The sequence below is a fragment of the Streptomyces telluris genome (assembly GCF_024519335.1).
GTDB classification, from domain to species: domain Bacteria; phylum Actinomycetota; class Actinomycetes; order Streptomycetales; family Streptomycetaceae; genus Streptomyces; species Streptomyces telluris.
On record NZ_JANIID010000002.1, the window covers coordinates 282667 to 300168 of the forward strand.

Annotated in this window: 14 protein-coding genes and 1 pseudogene; 7 read left to right on the top strand and 8 right to left on the bottom strand. The window is 72.4% G+C overall.

Going from position 1 to position 17502, the window contains the following annotated elements; all coding sequences use genetic code 11:
• Positions 1–792: 792 nt before the first annotated feature.
• Together NQU55_RS03270 and NQU55_RS03275 are read right to left on the bottom strand one after the other, a co-directional pair.
• Positions 793–865 (bottom strand): annotated as a pseudogene (locus NQU55_RS03270) (VOC family protein); the annotation flags it as partial.
• 82 nt (positions 866–947) lie between these two features.
• Entirely contained in the window at positions 948–2387 is a 1440-nt protein-coding gene (locus NQU55_RS03275) for a cation:dicarboxylate symporter family transporter (protein WP_256789642.1), read from the bottom strand.
• Between the two features lie 225 nt (positions 2388–2612).
• Between NQU55_RS03275 and NQU55_RS03280 the strand changes: the two genes are divergently transcribed.
• From NQU55_RS03280 to NQU55_RS03295, 4 genes are all read left to right on the top strand, one after another.
• Complete coding sequence (locus NQU55_RS03280; protein WP_168093151.1) at positions 2613–4343, top strand: sensor histidine kinase; 1731 nt, start codon at positions 2613–2615, stop codon at positions 4341–4343.
• Positions 4340–5038, top strand: a complete 699-nt coding sequence (locus NQU55_RS03285) for a response regulator (RefSeq protein WP_168093150.1) — start codon at positions 4340–4342, stop codon at positions 5036–5038. The genes NQU55_RS03280 and NQU55_RS03285 overlap by 4 nt, the downstream gene beginning before the upstream one ends.
• Before the next feature lie 174 nt (positions 5039–5212).
• The gene (locus NQU55_RS03290; RefSeq protein WP_168093149.1) at positions 5213–6583 is read left to right on the top strand and encodes an extracellular solute-binding protein; all 1371 of its coding nucleotides are present in this window, start codon (positions 5213–5215) and stop codon (positions 6581–6583) included.
• Positions 6580–7497, top strand: a complete 918-nt coding sequence (locus NQU55_RS03295) for a carbohydrate ABC transporter permease (protein WP_168093148.1) — start codon at positions 6580–6582, stop codon at positions 7495–7497. Before NQU55_RS03290 ends, NQU55_RS03295 begins: the two co-directional genes overlap by 4 nt.
• Before the next feature lie 67 nt (positions 7498–7564).
• Here the strand turns inward: NQU55_RS03295 and NQU55_RS03300 are convergent, their stop codons facing one another.
• Positions 7565–8335 carry a hypothetical protein gene (locus NQU55_RS03300; protein ID WP_168093147.1) on the bottom strand — a complete coding sequence of 257 codons (771 nt, stop codon included), beginning with the start codon at positions 8333–8335 and terminating at the stop codon, positions 7565–7567.
• Positions 8336–8479: 144 nt separating this feature from the next.
• Between NQU55_RS03300 and NQU55_RS03305 the strand changes: the two genes are divergently transcribed.
• Together NQU55_RS03305 and NQU55_RS03310 are read left to right on the top strand one after the other, a co-directional pair.
• Positions 8480–8926 (top strand): RICIN domain-containing protein, encoded by a 447-nt coding sequence (locus tag NQU55_RS03305; RefSeq protein ID WP_168093146.1) that lies wholly within the window; start codon positions 8480–8482, stop codon positions 8924–8926.
• A gap of 65 nt (positions 8927–8991) precedes the next feature.
• Positions 8992–9831, top strand: coding sequence for a carbohydrate ABC transporter permease (locus NQU55_RS03310; protein WP_168093145.1), 840 nt, complete (start codon positions 8992–8994; stop codon positions 9829–9831).
• Positions 9832–9848: 17 nt separating this feature from the next.
• On the opposite strand, the gene NQU55_RS03315 is transcribed toward NQU55_RS03310, so the two are convergent.
• From NQU55_RS03315 to NQU55_RS37035, 5 genes are all read right to left on the bottom strand, one after another.
• Positions 9849–10754, bottom strand: a complete 906-nt coding sequence (locus tag NQU55_RS03315) for an NAD(P)-dependent oxidoreductase (protein ID WP_168093144.1) — start codon at positions 10752–10754, stop codon at positions 9849–9851.
• Between the two features lie 142 nt (positions 10755–10896).
• On the bottom strand, positions 10897–13425 hold the full coding sequence (locus NQU55_RS03320) for an ABC transporter permease (RefSeq protein ID WP_168093143.1): 2529 nt from the start codon (positions 13423–13425) through the stop codon (positions 10897–10899).
• Between the two features lie 115 nt (positions 13426–13540).
• Complete coding sequence (locus tag NQU55_RS03325; RefSeq protein WP_256789648.1) at positions 13541–14359, bottom strand: ABC transporter ATP-binding protein; 819 nt, start codon at positions 14357–14359, stop codon at positions 13541–13543.
• A 270-nt stretch (positions 14360–14629) separates the two neighbouring features.
• A complete protein-coding gene (locus NQU55_RS03330) occupies positions 14630–15628 on the bottom strand; it encodes an AraC family transcriptional regulator (protein WP_240976390.1) in 999 nt (332 codons plus the stop codon).
• 221 nt (positions 15629–15849) lie between these two features.
• Positions 15850–16167 (bottom strand): DUF6255 family natural product biosynthesis protein, encoded by a 318-nt coding sequence (locus NQU55_RS37035; protein ID WP_372504617.1) that lies wholly within the window; start codon positions 16165–16167, stop codon positions 15850–15852.
• A 258-nt stretch (positions 16168–16425) separates the two neighbouring features.
• Here NQU55_RS37035 and NQU55_RS03335 point away from each other — a divergent pair, with 258 nt between their 5' ends.
• A complete protein-coding gene (locus NQU55_RS03335; protein WP_168093141.1) occupies positions 16426–17262 on the top strand; it encodes a helix-turn-helix domain-containing protein in 837 nt (278 codons plus the stop codon).
• The last annotated feature ends 240 nt before the right edge of the window (positions 17263–17502 follow it).

Sequence of the window (17502 nt, forward strand, 5' to 3'; positions counted from 1 at the left end):
CGTGGGGTGCAGGGCGGCGGATAAGCGGGCCCGGGACGGCGGCCGGGCACCTCAGCGGCCGCACGAGGGTGCTCCTGTCACAGACGGGCCCACTCGGGGACGGCCAGCCGCCCGGGGCGGCGGACAACCGGGCCGAGTCGCAGACTGCAGGCCACCTCCAGCCCCACCGGCCCTCTCCCGTCACAGGGGCCCATATCCGGGGGCAGCCAGCCACCCGCCGCGGCGGATAAATGGACCGAGCTGCAGACTGCAGTCCACCTTCAGTCCCGCCGGGCCTCTCCTGTCACAGACACCACGCGCAGGGGCAGTCCGCCACCCTCCGCGGCGGATAGGCGGGCCCGCTCGCAGGCCGCAAGCCACCCGCCGTCTCACCACGCGTCCTCCGTCACAGCAGCCCCCACTCAGGGACACTCGCCCGCTCTGCCACGACGGTGGCGAGCTGAGCGAAGCGCCCACGACGGCAGGAACCACATCGCGGCAGCTGCCAGCTCCCCCTCAGCCACAGACGGAGCGTCCGGTCTCCTCACGCAGCCGCATCCGCGACGGCAGGAGTACGGCGGCCCACCTCCCACCGGCCGCACAGCCAACACACCGAACCCAAGCCCCCCACCCCTCCCCCCGCTGCCAGCCTGCCTTGACCCAAACCCCCACCCACCCGGCAGCCGGACATCCACCGCCCCTCAGCACGGGTCGTAGCCGCCCCCCCGGCAGGCGCCACACGGGTCACACCCCACCCGCCGTTGCCTTGCCCTTGCCTTGCCCTCGCCCCGTTCACCCCGCGCAGAACTCATTGGCCCGCCACGTGGCGTGGCCTTCCGGCGAGGGCTCGGGGACGTACCCCAGCCCCCGTCCAGAAGGCCACCATCCGCTGCGGGTCGGCGCAGTCGATCGTCAGGCCGTCAGGCCGTCAGGCCGCCGGACCGCCCAGCCACCCAACCGCCCAACCATCAAGCCGGCACCCCCGCCGCCCCCTTCGGTTCCGGCAGCGTTCCCCCGCCCTCATGGCCGCCGCCCCCGTCGCTGCCCCCGTCGCCGTCGCCGTCCCCGGCCCCGTGCCCGCCCCCGTGCCCGTCGCCGCTCAGCGTCGTCTCGTCGAACGGGATCCGACCGGCGAGCACTTCGCCCACCCGCTCCTTGTCGATCTCCTTGGTCCACGTGCCGACGAGGACCGTCGCCACCGCGTTGCCCGCGAAGTTCGTCAGTGCCCGCGCTTCGCTCATGAAGCGGTCGATGCCGACGATCAGGCCGACGCCGTCGACGAGTTCGGGGCGGTGGGATTGGAGGCCGCCCGCGAGCGTGGCGAGGCCCGCGCCGGTGACGCCGGCCGCGCCCTTGGACGCGACGATCATGAACAGGAGGAGCGAGATCTGCTGGCCGAGCGCCAGCGGTTCGCCCATCGCCTCCGCGATGAACAGCGACGACATCGTGAGGTAGATGGCCGTGCCGTCGAGGTTGAAGGAGTAGCCGGTGGGCACGGTGATGCCGACGACGGGCTTGCTGACGCCCAGGTGTTCCATCTTGGCGATCAGGCGCGGCAGGGCGGACTCCGACGACGACGTCGACAGGATCAGCAGGAACTCGCGGCCCAGGTACTTCAGCAGCGTGAAGATGTTCACCTTGGCCACCAGCCGCAGGAGCGTGCCGAGCACCACGATGACGAAGAGCACGCAGGTGACGTAGAAGCCGATCATGATGACGGCGAGGGACTTCAGGGCGTCGGTGCCCGTGGCGCCGACGACTGCCGCGATGGCGCCGAAGGCGCCCACGGGGGCCGCCCACATGATCATGGCGAGGATGCGGAAGACCAGCTTCTGGATGTGTCCGATGCCGCGCAGGACGGGCTCGCCCGCCGTGCCCATCGCCTGCAGGGCGAAGCCCGCGAGGAGGGCGACGAGCAGGGTCTGCAGCACCTGGCCGCCGGTGAAGGCGGAGACCATGGTGGTCGGGATGATGCCGAGCAAGAACTGCGTCGTGGACTCGCTCCCGCCCTTGGCCTGCGCCTCGCCCGCGTGGCGGACCGCGTCCGTCAGGTGGAGCCCGCTGCCGGGCTCCAGGAGGTTGCCCACCACGAGGCCGATGGCCAGCGCGACGGTGGACATGACCATGAAGTAGCCGAGGGCGAGGCCGCCGACCGCGCCGACCTTCGCGGCCTTCCGCACGGAGCCGATGCCCAGCACGATCGTGCAGAAGATGACCGGCGAGATCATCATCTTGATCAGGTTCACGAAGCCGGTGCCGAGCGGCTTGAGCTCGACCGCGACGCCCGGCGCCGCGAAGCCGACGGCGATGCCGGCGAGCACGGCCGCGATCACGGCCAGGTAGAGGTAGTGGGTCCGGTCCGGCCGCCGGGGCGGCTTCGCGGCCTGTGGTGCTGCCTGTGCCGTCACGGGGTCTCCTCGTCGTCGCGGCTCTGGGCGCACTGCACCGGTCCCGGCGGGCAAGCGGACGCGAGCGAGTGCGAGCGAGCGGATGCGGGCGGGTGCAGGGCAACAGTCTGGGGGCGCCCCGCTCTCCCGACGAGTGGGGCTCCGGTGACTATGCACGGCTCTGTGACCGTGGTCACCCTTATGTGCATTACGTTCACGGGCGCGGCCCGGTGCACACTGTCCGCCATGCGCAGACCCCGCATCCGCCGCCCCCGCAGCCTGGCCGGCCAGCTCTTCGCGATGCAGATCGTGCTGGTCGCCCTCGTGGTGGCCGGCTGCGCGGCCTTCGCGTACGTCGCGGACCGCGGCCAGGCCGAGGAGGCGGCGCGGCGCGAGGTGACGGCGGCGGCGGTCGCCGTGGCCGCCTCCGCGTCGGTGCGGGACGCGGTGCGCTCGGCCGACCCGCCCTTCGTCCTCCAGGCGTACGCCGACCGCGTGCGCACCGACACCGGCGTCGACTTCGTGACGATCATGAGCCCGGACGGCATCCGCTGGACGCACCCGGACCCGGAGCGCATAGGCGAGCGCTTCCTGGGCCACACGGGGCCCGCCCTGGAGGGCCGGATCTTCTCGGAGACGTACACGGGCACGCTCGGGCCGTCGGTCCGCGTGGTGGTGCCCGTCATGGACGGCGACCGGGTCACCGGGCTGGTGAGCGCGGGCATCACCGTCGACGCGATCAGCGCCGAGATACGCCGCCAGGTGCCGGCCCTGCTCGGCGTGGCCCTGGGCGCGCTCGCCCTGGGCGGGGCGGGGACGTACCTGCTCAACGCACGGCTGCGCCGCCACACCCACGGCATGAACGCCACCGAGCTGAGCCGGATGCACGACTACCACGAGGCCACGCTCCACGCGGTGCGCGAGGGGCTGCTGATGCTGGACGGGCAGCACCGCATCGCCCTCATCAACGACGGCGGACGTGAACTCCTCGGCCTCACCGGGGAGGTGATCGGCCGCCGGGTCGACGCCCTCGGCCTGCCGCCCGGCCTCACGGACGCCCTGCTGGCCCCCGGGCCGCGCGTCGACGAGGTCCACGCGTCCGCCGACCGCATCGTCGTCCTCAACACCTCGCCGGTCTCCGGGGGCGAGCGCCACGGCACCGTGGTGACCCTGCGCGACCACACCGAACTCCAGGCGCTCTCCGGCGAGCTGGACTCCGTGCGGGGCTTCGCGGAGGCCCTGCGCTCCCAGGCGCACGAGGCGGCCAACCGGCTGCACGCGGTGGTCTCGCTGATCGAGCTGGGGCGCGCGGACGAGGCCGTCGAGTTCGTCACCGCCGAGCTGGAGCTCGCCCAGGCCCTGACCGACGAGGTGGTCGGCGCCGTCGCGGAGCCCGTCCTCGCGGCCCTGCTGCTCGGCAAGGCCGCGCAGGCCAACGAGCGCGGCGTGGAGCTCGTCCTGACCCCCGACACGCACGTCGACGACGGCCTGCTGCCGGACCACCTGCCGGCCCGCGACCTCGTCACCGTCCTGGGCAACCTGGTCGACAACGCAGTGGACGCGGCCGCCGAGGAGGCCAACCGCAGCGTGGCGGAGGTCCGGCACGCGCAGGTCACCGTCACCCTGCGCGCCGACTCCGGCGACCTGCTGCTGCGCGTCGGGGACACCGGGGCGGGAGTGGCGCCCGAGGCGATGGAGGAGGTGTTCCGGCGCGGCTGGTCGACCAAGTCGCCCGGCAGCGCGCCGCACGGCCGCGGCCTCGGCCTCGCGCTCGTCCGGCAGGCCGTGCGCCGCAACGGGGGTACGGTCTCCGTCACCGGGGCACCGGGCGGCGGCGCGGAGTTCACCGTCCGGCTCCCCCTGTGCGCGGCCGCGGCCCGGACGCCCGCGGCGCCCCCCACGCCCTCGTCACCCCCGTCATCCCCGCCATCCCCGCCGTCCGCAACGCCCGCCCCACGGACCGGAGTGCCCTCATGAGCAGACCCGCAGCCGCCCGGCCCATCCGCGTCCTCGTCGTCGAGGACGACCCCGTGGCCGCCGACGCCCACGCCCTCTACGCCGGCCGCGTGCCCGGCTTCACGGTGGCCGGGATCGCCCATTCCCTGGGCGACGCCTCGCACTTCCTCAAGCGGACGCCCGTCGACCTGCTGCTGCTCGACCTCTTCCTCCCCGACGGGCACGGCCTGCAGCTGCTGCGTTCGCTGCGCACCGCCGGGCACACCGCCGACGTCATCGCCGTCACGTCGGCGCGCGATCTGACGGTCGTCCGCGAAGGGGTCTCCCTCGGCGTCGTGCAGTACGTCCTGAAGCCGTTCACCTTCGCCACGCTCCGGGACCGGCTCGCGCGCTACGCCGAGTTCCGCTCGGTCGCGGGCGAGGCCAGCGGGCAGGAGGAGGTGGACCGCGCGTTCGCCGCGCTGCGCGCCCCCCAGCCCGCCGCGCTGCCCAAGGGGCTGAGCCCCTCCACCCTCCGGTCGATCACCGACGCCCTGCGGTCCGCGGGGGACGATGGTCTGTCCTCGGGGACGGCGGCGGCGGCCGTGGGCATCTCCCGGATCACCGCACGCCGTTACCTCGAACACCTCGTGACGGCGGGCCGGGCGGCCCGTACGCCCCGCTACGGCCAGATCGGCCGCCCCGAACTGCGCTACCACTGGCAGAGCCGGCCCTGACCCGGCCGGGACGCCCCCCGCGGCGGCCGGAGCAGCCGGAGCAGCCGGAGTGACGCGAGCAGACGCCGCAGCGACGCGTGCAGGCAGCACGGAGCGGGAACGTACGACCTCAGGAAGGCGCAGCCCGCCGAGGCCCCGGCCCGGGCGCCGAGGCCCGCCCCCAGGAGGTCGCCCGTGCGCCCCACCGCTTCCGTGCTGCTCTGCGCCGCGGTCCTCGCCGCGGCTTCCCTCACCGCGTGCGGCGGGGGGTCCGGCGGCGATCCGGACACCGTGAAGATCGCCTACCAGCGCACCACCGACAACAACGTCCGGATCATGGACGACTACCTGGCCGGGATCAAGAGACAGTTCGAGCGCGCGCACGAGGGCAAGAAGCTCCGGCTGGTGCCCGTGCAGGCCTCGGCGACCGACTACTACGCCAAGCTGCAGCAGATGATGCGGTCGCCGAAGACCGCGCCGGACATCGTCCGCGAGGACACCTTCGTCATCAATTCCGACATCAAGGCGGGCTATCTGCGCCCGCTGGACGACAAGCTGGCCGGCTGGAAGGACTGGGGCCGGTTCGCCCCGGCGGCGAAGGCGGCGGCGAAGGGCGAGGACGGGAAGACGTACGGGGTGCCGGACGGCACGGACACCCGCGGCCTGTGGTTCAACAAGGAGGTCTTCGCGCGGGCCGGGCTGCCCGCCGACTGGCACCCGCGCACCTGGAAGGACGTGCTGGACGCGGCCCGCACCGTCAAGGAGAAGGTCCCCGGGGTCACTCCGCTCAACGTGTACACGGGCAAGGCGCCGGGCGAGGCCGCGACCATGCAGGGCTTCGAGATGCTCCTGTACGGGACGGGCAAGGACCCGCTGTACGACCCGGCGGTGCGCAAGTGGGTCTCCGGGAGCCGCGGGTTCCGCGACGCGCTGGAGTTCGTGCGGACCGTCTTCGCCGACAAGCTCGGCCCGGACCCGTCCGACGCTCTCGACCCCAACGTCGACAACCGCGTCGCCACCGACTGGCTGCCCTCCGGCAAGCTCGCGATCGCCCTCGACGGCTCCTGGCTCGGCAAGTACTGGCAGCCCGGCGGCTCCAGGCCGTGGCCCGAGTGGACCTCGGTGATGGGCCGGGCTCCCTTCCCCACGCAGAACGGGGCGGCGCCGGGGGCGGTCAGCCTGTCCGGCGGCTGGGCGTGGTCCGTGAGCGCCGAGTCCACCAAGGCGGACCTGGCCTGGCAGGTGATCGAGACCCTGCAGACGACGGACAACGCCACCGAGTGGGCGGTGCGCGACGCGCAGATCGCCGTACGGGACGACGTGGCGGCCTCCCGCACGTACGTGACGTCGATGCCCGGCGTGGACTTCTTCACCGCCCTGGTGAAGTTCACCCACTACAGGCCGGCACTGCCGGTCTACCCGCAGGTCTCCAGCGCCATCCGGGAGGCGATGGAGGCGGTGACGACGGGCGACGCCTCCGTACAGCAGGCCGCGGGGCGCTACGACGAAGAGCTGAAGTCGATCGCCGGCGGGGCGGGAGTGACGGCGCGGGAACGGGCGCGGTGAGCGGGACGGCCGGGGCGGGCGGCGCGGCCGAGGCACCCGCCGCGCGGGCCGGGGCGCGGGGCCGGCGGGCGCTGCGCTGGCTTCCGGTCGCGCCTGCCGGCGTCCTCCTGCTGCTCTTCCTCGCCGGGCCCGTCGCCTACTGCGTGGCCGTCGCCTTCACCGACACGCAGCTGACCGGTCAGGTCTCCGCCTCGTTCGTCGGCTTCGCCAACTTCCGCCGGGCCTTCGCCGACGAGGACTTCCGCCACGCGGTGGTGCTGACGCTCGTCTTCACCGTGCTGTCCTCGATCGTCGGCCAGAACAGCCTGGGCCTGGCCCTCGCGGGCCTCATGCGGCGCGCCTCCCGGCCCGTACGGACGCTCACGGGCGCGGTCGTGATCGCCGCGTGGGTGCTGCCGGAGATCGTGGCCGGCTTCCTGCTCTACACGTTCTTCAACCGGCGGGGCACGCTCAACGCGATGCTGGAGCAGCTCCATCTGCCCCCGCAGAACTGGCTGTTCACCCTGCCGGTCCTGGCGGTCTCCTTCGCCAACGTGTGGCGCGGCACGGCCTTCTCCATGCTGGTCTACTCCGCCGCGCTCGCGGAGATCCCCCAGGAGATCACCGAGGCGGCGGAGGTGGACGGCGCGAGCGGCGCGCGGCGCCTGTGGCACGTCACGCTGCCGATGATCCGCCGCTCGATCGCCACGAACCTCATGCTCAACACCCTCCAGACGCTGTCCGTCTTCGGCCTGATCTGGGCCATGACGCGCGGCGGCCCGGGGAACAGGAGCCAGACGCTCCCGGTCTTCATGTACGACCAGGCGTTCCAGAAGTCGCTGATCGGCTACGGGACGGCGGTGGCGCTGCTTCTGCTGCTGGTGGGGGCGTTGTTCTCGGTGGTGTACCTACGGCTGATGCGGGAGGAGATCTGAAGCTCCGGAGGGCTCCGTCGCCCTCCGGGGTCCGCCCCCTCCCGCATCTCCCTCATCGGGACCCGGCTCAGCCGAGCTTCTTGACCTGGCCCTCGACGACGGCCTTCGGCTGCTCGGCCTGGCCGGCGAGGCTCAGGGCGTAGAAGGTGGCGACCGTGCCGCCCTTGCGGACGGCGATCAGGTGGGTCGTGCCGGTCGTGCCCTCGGCGTCCAGGTTGAGCGTGAAGGAGACCGCCTCGTCGCCGCCGGCGGCGAAGTCGGCGGGCGCGACCTTCGTGAACTTCGTCTTGTCGGAGCCCGCGACGAGGTTGAAGCCGCCGGCGCAGTCCGCGCCGGACTTCTTCAGCGCCGCGATGACGTCGCCGGCCGCCTTGGCGTCGGCGTACGCACCCAGGGTGTCGGAGGTGATCGTGCCGCCCAGGGCGCTGAGGCCGGCCTTCATCTTGTCCTCGGGGGCGGCGTCCGGGGCGGGGGACTTCGGCATCGCCATGACCTTGCGGATGACGATCGCGGAGGGCGCACCGCCGGAGCGCAGGCTCATCGCGTCGACCAGCGGCTTGCACTCGGCCTTGTCGCTGGTGACGCTCTTGGCCGTGGCGAGGTCGGCCGCGGTGGCCTCGGTGACCTTGTGGCCCGGGACGTCACCCTCGGCCAGGATGAGCTTGGCCAGCTCCTCCGCCGAAGCGGCCTTGCCGGCGGCGGGGGCGCTGGCGGACGCCTTGCCCTTGGGCTCGTCCTTCTTCCCCTCGGACTTGTCCGAACCGCAGGCGCTCACGAGCAGGGCCAGCGACATCGCGGAGGCGGCGAGAGCAGTACGGCGGACGGTGGAGCGGCGCATGAATGGTTTTCCTCTGAACTGGTTTCGGGAGCGACCCCACATATAGTCATGCGCAGGTAAAAAGTTCAATATCTTTCCCGCCGCCGGACGCCCGGCGGGCATTACGATCAGATCTCGAACACTTGATCGACTACGGCTGGGGTCATGGACGGCACGTTCCTCGTACGCAACACCGGCAGCGGTCTGCTGCTGGAAGTCGAAGGCGGCCGCAAGGGCAGCGGCGCCAACGTCCGGCAGGGCCGGGACGACGGCAGCGCCGCGCAACTATGGCACGTGAGCCCCGTCCACGAGGGCAGCGGCCTGCACCACTTCGTGAACGCCGCCAGCGGCAAGCGGCTCGACGTCGCCAACGCGAGCGTGGAGAACGGCGCCAACGTCCAGCAGTGGAAGGCCAACAACTACGGCGCCCAGGAGTGGCTCATCGAACAGCACCTCGACGCCCCCGGCACCGTCACCCTCGTCGCCCACATCAGCGGCCTGCTCCTGGAGGTCGCCGACGCCTCCACGGAGCCCGGCGCCAACGTCCAGCAGGGCGAGGACACGGACAGCCCGGGCCAGTGGTGGCGACTGGAGCCGGCGCCGGGCGCCTAGGCGGCGGGGCCGCAGGGAATCCAGGACCTGAGAGGCCCGCACTCCCCGCCCCGCCCGGAGGTGCCATGCGCCCGCTCCCCACCACCCGCCGCACCCGTCAGCGCCTGGCCGCCGACGCGGCGCTGCTCGCCGTCGCCGCCGGGTTCTGCGTGCCCCTGGTCTGGCTGCTGCTCGCCTCCGTCGACGCCGGGGCCGGGCTCGCCGTCAAGGCGCCCGGGCGGCCGACGGCGCAGAACTTCTCCGCCGTGCTCACGGACGAGATCACCTTCACGCCCGTGCTCAACAGCCTGCTCCTGTGCGGCTCCGCCACCCTCGTCACGGTCGCCTGCGCGACCCTCGCCGCCTACCCGCTCTCGCGCTTCCGCTCCCGGCTGACCCGCCCCTACCTCCTGGGCGTGCTCTTCACGACCTGCCTGCCCATCACCGCGATCATGGTCCCGGTCTACGGGCTCTTCGTCCGCGTCGACCTGATCGACACGATCGCCGGCACCGCCCTCTTCATGGCCACCGCCCAGCTCCCCTTCGCCATCTGGCTGATGAAGAACTTCATGGACGGCGTACCGGCCGTCCTGGAGGAGGCGGCCTGGACGGACGGCGCGAGCCGGCTCCAGGCGCTGGTGCGGGTGGTCCTGCCGCTCATGGGGCCGGGGGTGGGCGTCGTGACGATCTACAGCTTCATCATGATGTGGGGCAACTTCTTCGTCCCGTTCATGCTGCTGCTCTCCCCCGAGCAGCTCCCGGCGTCCGTCAGCATCTTCACGTTCTTCGGGAACTTCGGGCAGGTCGCCTACGGGCAGCTCGCCGCGTTCTCGATCCTGTATTCGACGCCGGTGATCCTGCTGTACGCCCTGATCTCACGCCGCCTCGGCGGCGGCTTCGCCCTCGGCGGCGCGGTCAAGGGCTGACCCGCACCCGGCCTGCGTCAGGCACGGTTCCTGAGCAGCTCCACGACGCCCGTCAGGTCCTCCGCGCCGTGCCCCCCGGCCACGCGCTCCTGCATCAGGGAGTGCAGGGCCGTGAACAGATCGGGCCGGACGCCCTGCTCCTCGGACGCCCGCAGCAGATTGCCGAAGGCCGCGGCCTGCATGCCGATGTTCGACACGACGCCGTCGGCGTAGTCGCCCGTCTCGACCTGGTGCGCCATGTGCGGAACGGCCGTCGCCATGGCGCCGATCCACGAGCTCAGCAGCGGTACGAACTCCGCCGCCGGCACGTTCGCCGAGTCCGCCAGCGCCAGGGCGTGGAAGACGCCCGAGAACAACCCGTACATCCCGCTGAGCAGGGCGATGTCCAGCAGGGCGGCCAGGCCCGGCTCGGCGCCCGCGAAGTGCGCGGCGCCCAGGCGCTCCAGCACCTCGCGGTGGGCGTCGAAGACCTCCCGCTCGCCGCTGTAGAGGATGAACGCCTGCTCCGTGCCGATGCCCGGCGGCACGGCCATGATCCCGCCGTCGAGGTACGCGAACCCGTGCGAGGCGGCCCACTCCGCCGCCTCGCGGGCCTCGGCGGGGGTGCCGGTGGTGAGGTTGACCAGGGTGCGGCCCGCGAGCGCCCCGGTGGCCGGGGCCAGGGTCTCGTACACCGAGGCGTAGTCGAGGATGCAGGCGATCACCAGCGGGCTCGCGGCGACCGCGGCCGTGACGTCGCCGGCCCGGACGGCGCCCAGGGCCACGAGCGGGTCGGCCTTGTCCGGGGTGCGGTTCCACACGGTCGTGGGGTGGCCCGCCGTGAGGAAGGCGGTGGCCAGGGCCTGTCCCATGGCGCCCAGGCCGAGAACGGTGACGGGGGCGGCGGAGGCGGGTGCGGGGGCAGGGGCGGAGGTGTTGCTCATGTGCGGAGAGCTCCAGGTGTGCGGTGCGGAAACGGCTGTGGCGCGCCTCCATCAGAATTTCCGATGGGGCGCGCCACGCCAAGTACGCACTAATAAGTGGGCACTTACCCGGAGGTGAGGGCAGCGGCCGGGACCGCGGGGCCTACTGCGCCCCGATCGACTCCAGCATGTTCAGCTTCGCCGCCCTGCGGGCCGGCCAGACCGCGGCCAGCACGCCCACGGCGAGCGCGATGAGCAGGAACACCGCGATCCGCGCCCACGGCACGACCATCTCGTACTGCGGGAAGGAGGAGCGGACCAGGTGGCCGCCGGACCAGGCGAGGAAGATGCCGACCCCGACGCCCAGCACCGCGCCGAACATCGCGATCGTCACCGACTCCAGCCGCACCATCTGCTTGACGCCCGTGCGGGCCAGGCCGATCGCGCGCAGCATCCCGATCTCCCGGGTCCGCTCGAAGACCGACATGGCGAGGGTGTTGACGACGCCGACGACCGCGATCACGACGGCCATGCCCAGCAGCCCGTACATCAGGAAGAGGATGTCGTCGATGTCCCCGGCCTCCGAGCGGCGCAGGTCCTCCTGGCTCTGCACCTTGATGAGCGGGTTGCCGCCGAGGGTCTCCTTGATCTTGGCGCGGAGCTCGCCGGCCTTGCCGGGAGCCGCCTTCACCAGCACCTCGTCGTCGCGCACCTTCTCCAGGTGCGGGTCCACGAGGGAGGGGGTGGCGAGGACGGCGGAGACGACGTCGTTCTTGGCGTAGACCGCGGCGACCTTCGGGGCGGCCTTCTCTCCGTCGTAGAAGTCCATCGGCAGGGTGGAGCCGACCTTCAGGCCACGCTCCTTCGCGTACTGGTCGGACACCGCGACGGTGCCCTTCCGCACGTCGGCGGGCGAGCCGCTGACGAACCGGATATCCGCCACCTTGCCGAGCGAGGCGACGTCCGTGGCGTAGGCGAGGGCCGGCTGGTCCGACGACTGGAAGCCGGCCGAGCGCAGCGGGACCACGGCGGCGACGCCGGGTTCCTTGGCGAGGGTCTTGGCGATGTCCGTGGAAAGGCCGCCGAAGTTCGCCGACGTCACCTTGTAGTCGGCCGTCAGGTCCTGCTGGCCCATCTTCGCCACGCCCTGGTCGGCGGAGACGGCGACCACGGTCAGGCCGGTGATCAGGGAGAGGCCGATCATCAGCGCGGAGGCGGTCGCGGCGGTGCGGCGCGGGTTGCGCAGCGCGTTCTCCTTGGCGAGCTTGCCGCTGACGCCGGTCATCCGGCCCGTCGCCCTGGCGAAGAGGCGGACGAACGGGCGCGAGAGCAGCGGGGCCAGGACGATGACGCCGCCCATGGTCAGGGCCGCGCCCGCCATCGCGAGCTGCAGGCCGTCGCTGTCCTTGAGCGTGGTGATGTACAGCATGATCGCGACGCCCAGGCCGGTGAGCACGGCGCCGATGCCGTTGCGGACGACGAGGCTCTTGACGGCCGGCGGCTGCTCCGCGGCGGCCAGCGCCTCCACGGGGGCGATCTTCGCGGCCTTGCGGGAGGGCAGCCAGGCGGCGAGCACTGTCACCACGACGCCGACACCGAGGGCGAGCAGGACGGAGGCCGGCTCGATGACCAGCGGCCCGTCCGGCAGGCTCGCCCCGGCGGAGTTCAGCACCGCGCGCAGGCCGGTGGCGACGCCGAGGCCCAGGACGAAGCCGGCGGCGGAGGCGACCAGGCCGAGCAGCCCGGCCTCGATCAGCACCGAGCGCACCACCTGGCGGCGGGAGGCGCCCACGGCGCGGAGCAGGGCGATCTCCCGGCTGCGCTGGGCGATGAGCATGGTGAAGGTGTTGGCGATGATGAAGATGCCGACGAAGAGGGCGATGCCCGCGAACGCCAGGAAGGTGTTGCGGATCGAGCTGGTCTCCTTGTCGATCATCTTGGACTCCTCGGCCGCCAGCTCCTTCCCGCTCTGCGTCCGGAAGGCGTCCTTCGGGAGGGTCTCGCGGACCTTGGCGGTCAGCTTCTGCTGGTCGGCGCCGGGGGCCGCGGAGACGATGAGCTCGCTGAACCGCCCCGGGCTGCCGAGGAGTTTCTGCGCGGTCGCGGTGTCGAACAGGGCGAGGCTGCCGCCCGCGCTCACCTTGGGGTCGTCGGTCTCGGCGATGCCGACGAGCTTCTTGGTCATGACGGGCCCGTCGACGGCCAGCCGGACGGTGCCGCCCACCTCGGCGCCCGTCTTCGCGGCGGTCTTCGCGTCGAGGACGATCTCGCCCTCGGCGGCGGGGCCCCGGCCCTTGACGATCGGGTAGCGGCTGTCCTTGCCGTTCGTGCCGGGCACGAAGTTGGCGCCGAAGCTGCCCCACTCGCTGCCGGCGGGGTTGTTCTCCTTGTCGGCGACCATGACGGTGCCGCTCACGGACGGGCGTACGGAGGCCACGCCGGGCAGGGCGCGCACGGACTCGACCACGCGGGAGTCGAGGGCGTCCTTCTCCTTGAGGGAGGACCGGCCGGCGGTGACGGAGACGGCGACGTCGTCGAGGCTCTTGGCCATCTTGTTGCGGTAGGCGCTGTTGACGGAGTCGCTGAAGACGAGGGTGCCGGAGACGAAGGCCGTCCCGAGGAGGACCGCGAGTGCGGTCATCATCAGCCGGGTCTTGTGCGCGAGGAGGTTGCGCAAGGCGGTACGGAACATGGGTGGTCTTGTCCAGGGTTCGTGGGGGCGAGCCGGGCGGTGACGGGACGGTCGCGCGGGGCGTGTGCGGGGCGGGCGCGGGGCGGTGCGCACGAGGGCCCTGCGGCCGGCCGCCTCAGCTCGTACGGCCCTTGGCGTCGAAGGCGGGGGTCCGGGGGTTCCCCCCGGGAAGGAGGCGCATGCGGTCCAGGACCGCGTCGGCGGTGGGCGCGCGCATCTCGTCCACGATCCGGCCGTCGGCGAGGAAGACGACGCGGTCGGCGTACGAGGCGGCCACGGGGTCGTGGGTGACCATGACGATCGTCTGCTGCAGGGCCTGCACGGACTCGCGCAGGAAGCCCAGCAGTTCGGCGCCCGAGCGGGAGTCGAGGTTGCCGGTGGGCTCGTCCGCGAAGATGATCTCCGGCTTGGCGGTGAGCGCGCGGGCCACGGCCACGCGCTGCTGCTGGCCGCCCGAGAGCTGGCTGGGCCGGTGCGAGAGCCGCCCGGACAGGCCGACGGTGCCGACCACCATGTCCAGCCACGCCTGGTCGGGCTTGCGGCCCGCGATGTCCATGGGGAGGGTGATGTTCTCCAGGGCGGTCAGCGTCGGCAGCAGGTTGAACGCCTGGAAGATGAAGCCGATGCGGTCCCGGCGCAGCCGCGTCAGCTGCCGGTCGCCGAGCGAGCCGAGCTCCACGTCGCCGATCTGCGTCGAGCCGGACGAGATCGTGTCGAGGCCCGCCATGCAGTGCATCAGCGTGGACTTGCCGGAGCCGGAGGGGCCCATGATCGCGGTGAACTCGGCGCGGCGGAACTCCACGGAGACGGAGTCCAGCGCCGTCACGCGGGTGTCGCCCTGCCCGTAGACCTTGCTCAGACCGGTGGCTCGGGCGGCGACGGCGGTGCCGGCCGTGCCGACGGGGGTCGTGGGAAAGGCGGCCGCGTGGGACACGGGGTCTCCTCCGGGAGGTAGGGGAAGGGGGTCCGGCCACCGGTCCGCGCCGGGAATTCCCGGGGACACCATGGCCGGAATCAACTCCTCCAATTCTCGGGGCGCGGCCTGCGCGGGGCGTCAGCCGTACGGCCGGAAAGCCGTACGCCCAAAAGGCCGACGGGAGGGCCCGGGCGTAGTCCCCCAGACGGACGGCGTCATCCTCAGGACGCACGGGGGCCCCTGGCGGCTCGGTGCGCGCAGGGGCCCGGGGCGGTCTCCGCGGTGCGTCTACGCGCGCAGGGTGCGGGAGGGCGGGCGCCCGTAGCGCTGCTGGTAGTACGCGGCGAAGCGGCCCAGGTTGTTGAAACCCCAACGGTAAGCCACCTCGGCCACGGTGACGTCGCCGTCGCCCCGCGCCGCCACCAGCTCCTGGTGGGCCCGGCCCAGCCGGACCTCGCGCAGGTACCCCAGCGGCGTGGAGTCCACGTGCCGCCGGAAGGCCTCCTGCAGGGCGCGCGGGCTCACCCGCGCCGCCGCCGCGAGGTCGGCCAGCGTGAGCGGCTGGTCGGCGCGCTCCTCGGCCAGCGCCATCGCCCGCCGCACGGCGGGGTGCGCGACCTCGCCCGGGCGCTGCGCGTCCACGCCCTGGGTGATCAGCTCGTGCGTCTGCATGAGGATCGCGGCCGTCGACTGCGTCAGGTGGCCGGCCACGAGCGGGCTGCTGCGGGCCACGCCCTCCCCGAGCACCTCCCGGTGCACGGCCGCCGAGATCCCCGCCCAGCTCCTGGACGCCGCCGCCGAGGTGGTCCCGTTGAGCGAGAAGCGGGCCCGTACGGACCCGTCGATGCCGAGCGCGTCGGCCGCCGCCCGCTCCACCATCTCCCGGTCCAGCCGGACGGTCGTCATCCGCGCGCCGGGCGCCCAGTGCACCTGGAAGGAGCGGTACGGGTCGAGCACGTACGTCTGCCCGGGCCCGACGACGCGCTCCTCCCGCCCCGGCGACATCACGCGCACCCGGCCCCGGACCAGCTGGCAGACCAGCAGGTACGAGTCGAGCGGCTGCGGCGCGACCAGCGTCTCGGCGCCGTACTGCAGCCCCGACACCGTGATCCCCGGGAAGCCTCCCTCCGCGTACCACGCGGAGAACTCCTTCGGGTCGCCGAGCACGCTGAGTTGATAAGGACTGTAGGCAGAGCTGATGATCTCCCTGGTCTCGTCGAGATCATTACTGAGGACGAGCGTGCGCATGTTGCCGGGGGCCTCTGGCCCCACGCCTGGTTCAGTCATCAGGGGCTTCCCTCGGGTGTCCGCGTATCCGGGACAGGTGCCGCGTTTGGCGAGTAGCCGATGGATGGCCCCGTTAGTACCGTTCCCCTTGTCCGCAGTCAAGGCGCGGGCCGGTCCCCACGGCTGTTTCGGGACAGGGCCCCGCCGGGGGGAAGCGGGTCGCGGCCCTGGGTTCACGGGGGACATCCAGGGCCGGTCCCGCAAGCGGGGGCGCCCCGCCGTCAGCGGACAGACGGCGGGGTCTTCGCATGCGCGCTCCACGGCGGCCGCCGCCCCGGAGTGCCGCGGCTGGGGCATCCCCACGCGGGCACGGGCGCGCTGTCGGGCATCGGCATCCTCAGCGCGGCATATCCGGCGTGGCGCTCCGCACCGCACAGGAGACACCGCTCGAACCCGAGCGCGCGGGACCACCCCGCGGGGTGGGCGCAACGACGGAGCACGAGGCGCCCGACCGCCGTACGGGTCACGAGTGCACCAGCCGCTGATGCCGGACGAACTCCGCGTTCAGCGCTTCCGCCTCCGCGGTACGGCCGAGGCATGCGGCCCCATGGAAACGCACGCGGAGCTCGGCGCACCGCAGACACCACTTCGATAGGTCAAGGGGCCGCCGGCCCGCGGCCTCATCCGGCGCGAAACCGTGCTCTAGCTGCTGCTGTCCACCCACGCGACTTGCCTCCGTCACATTCACCCCTTGGTGGGGGGTGCTTGCTGTCTGTGGGTTCAGCGTCGCCCGCGCGTACGTACGCTCGCCAGAGATTCGGATCCCAACCTGAAGCTGGGAAAAAGGAGTTGTGGCCATGGCCCGCCGCGCACGCAAGCTGACCCCCGACCGCTCGGCCCGTCACCGCTTCGGCGCCGATCTCAGACGCCACCGAGAGGCGGCAGGCATGACGCTGGAGAAACTGGCAGAGGCCGTCTGCTACAGCCGCAGCCACCTGGCTCGCATCGAGACGGCCGAACATGTCCCACCGCCCGACCTCCCCACCAGGCTGGACAAAGCCTTCGGCACGGGTGAGCGCTTCGCCCGGCTGTACGTGATCGCGCGGCACGAGCGGGAGATCCACCCGGAGAAGTACCGCCGGCGCATGGATCTGGAGACACGGGCACGCGTGATCGACGAGTACGCCGGGCAGCTCGTGCCGGGGCTGGTGCAGACGGAGGCCTACGCGCGGGCGCTGTTCCGGGTGAGCAACCCGAGGGCCACGCCCGCCGAGATCGAACGGCTGGTGTCGGCCCGGATGAACCGCCAGGCGCTCCTGCAGGCGACGGCCCCTCCCTACATGTCCATGATCCTGGACGAGGCAGTGATCCGGCGACCTGTCGGCGGACCGGCAGTCATGCGAGCCCAGCTGAACCGCCTGATCGAACTCGTGGACACCGGCACGACCGTTGTCCAGGTCCTCCCTTTCACGCACGGGGAACACGCCCTCATGGGCGGAGTGACGACACTGATGAAGCTGGATGACGGCTCGTCCATCGCCTACGAAGAAAGCGCCGGGGCCGGCACGATCCTGGAAGACCCGCCAGCTGTTCAAGCCCGCGGGCGGGCCTATGCCCTCCTGACGGCGTACGCCCTGTCGCCGAAGCAAACGGCCGCGCTCATGAAGGAAGCCATGGAGGGGTTACCGGCGTGATGCCGCCTTGAGCCTCACGAGCGGAGCGGATGTAAGCGGTGCGAGGGCCATTTCCGGCCCTGCCGGACCACGCCGGGGGAATCTCCGAGCCTCAGGGGCGGGGTGCGGGGGTGGGCTGGGTTCCGTGGGTCGGGTGCGGGTCAGAACAGGCTGGCAGCGGGGGGAGAGGTGGGGGGCGCGGGTCCGGCTCGTTGGCTGTGCGGCCGGTGGGAGGTGGGCCGCCGTACTCGTGCCGTCGCG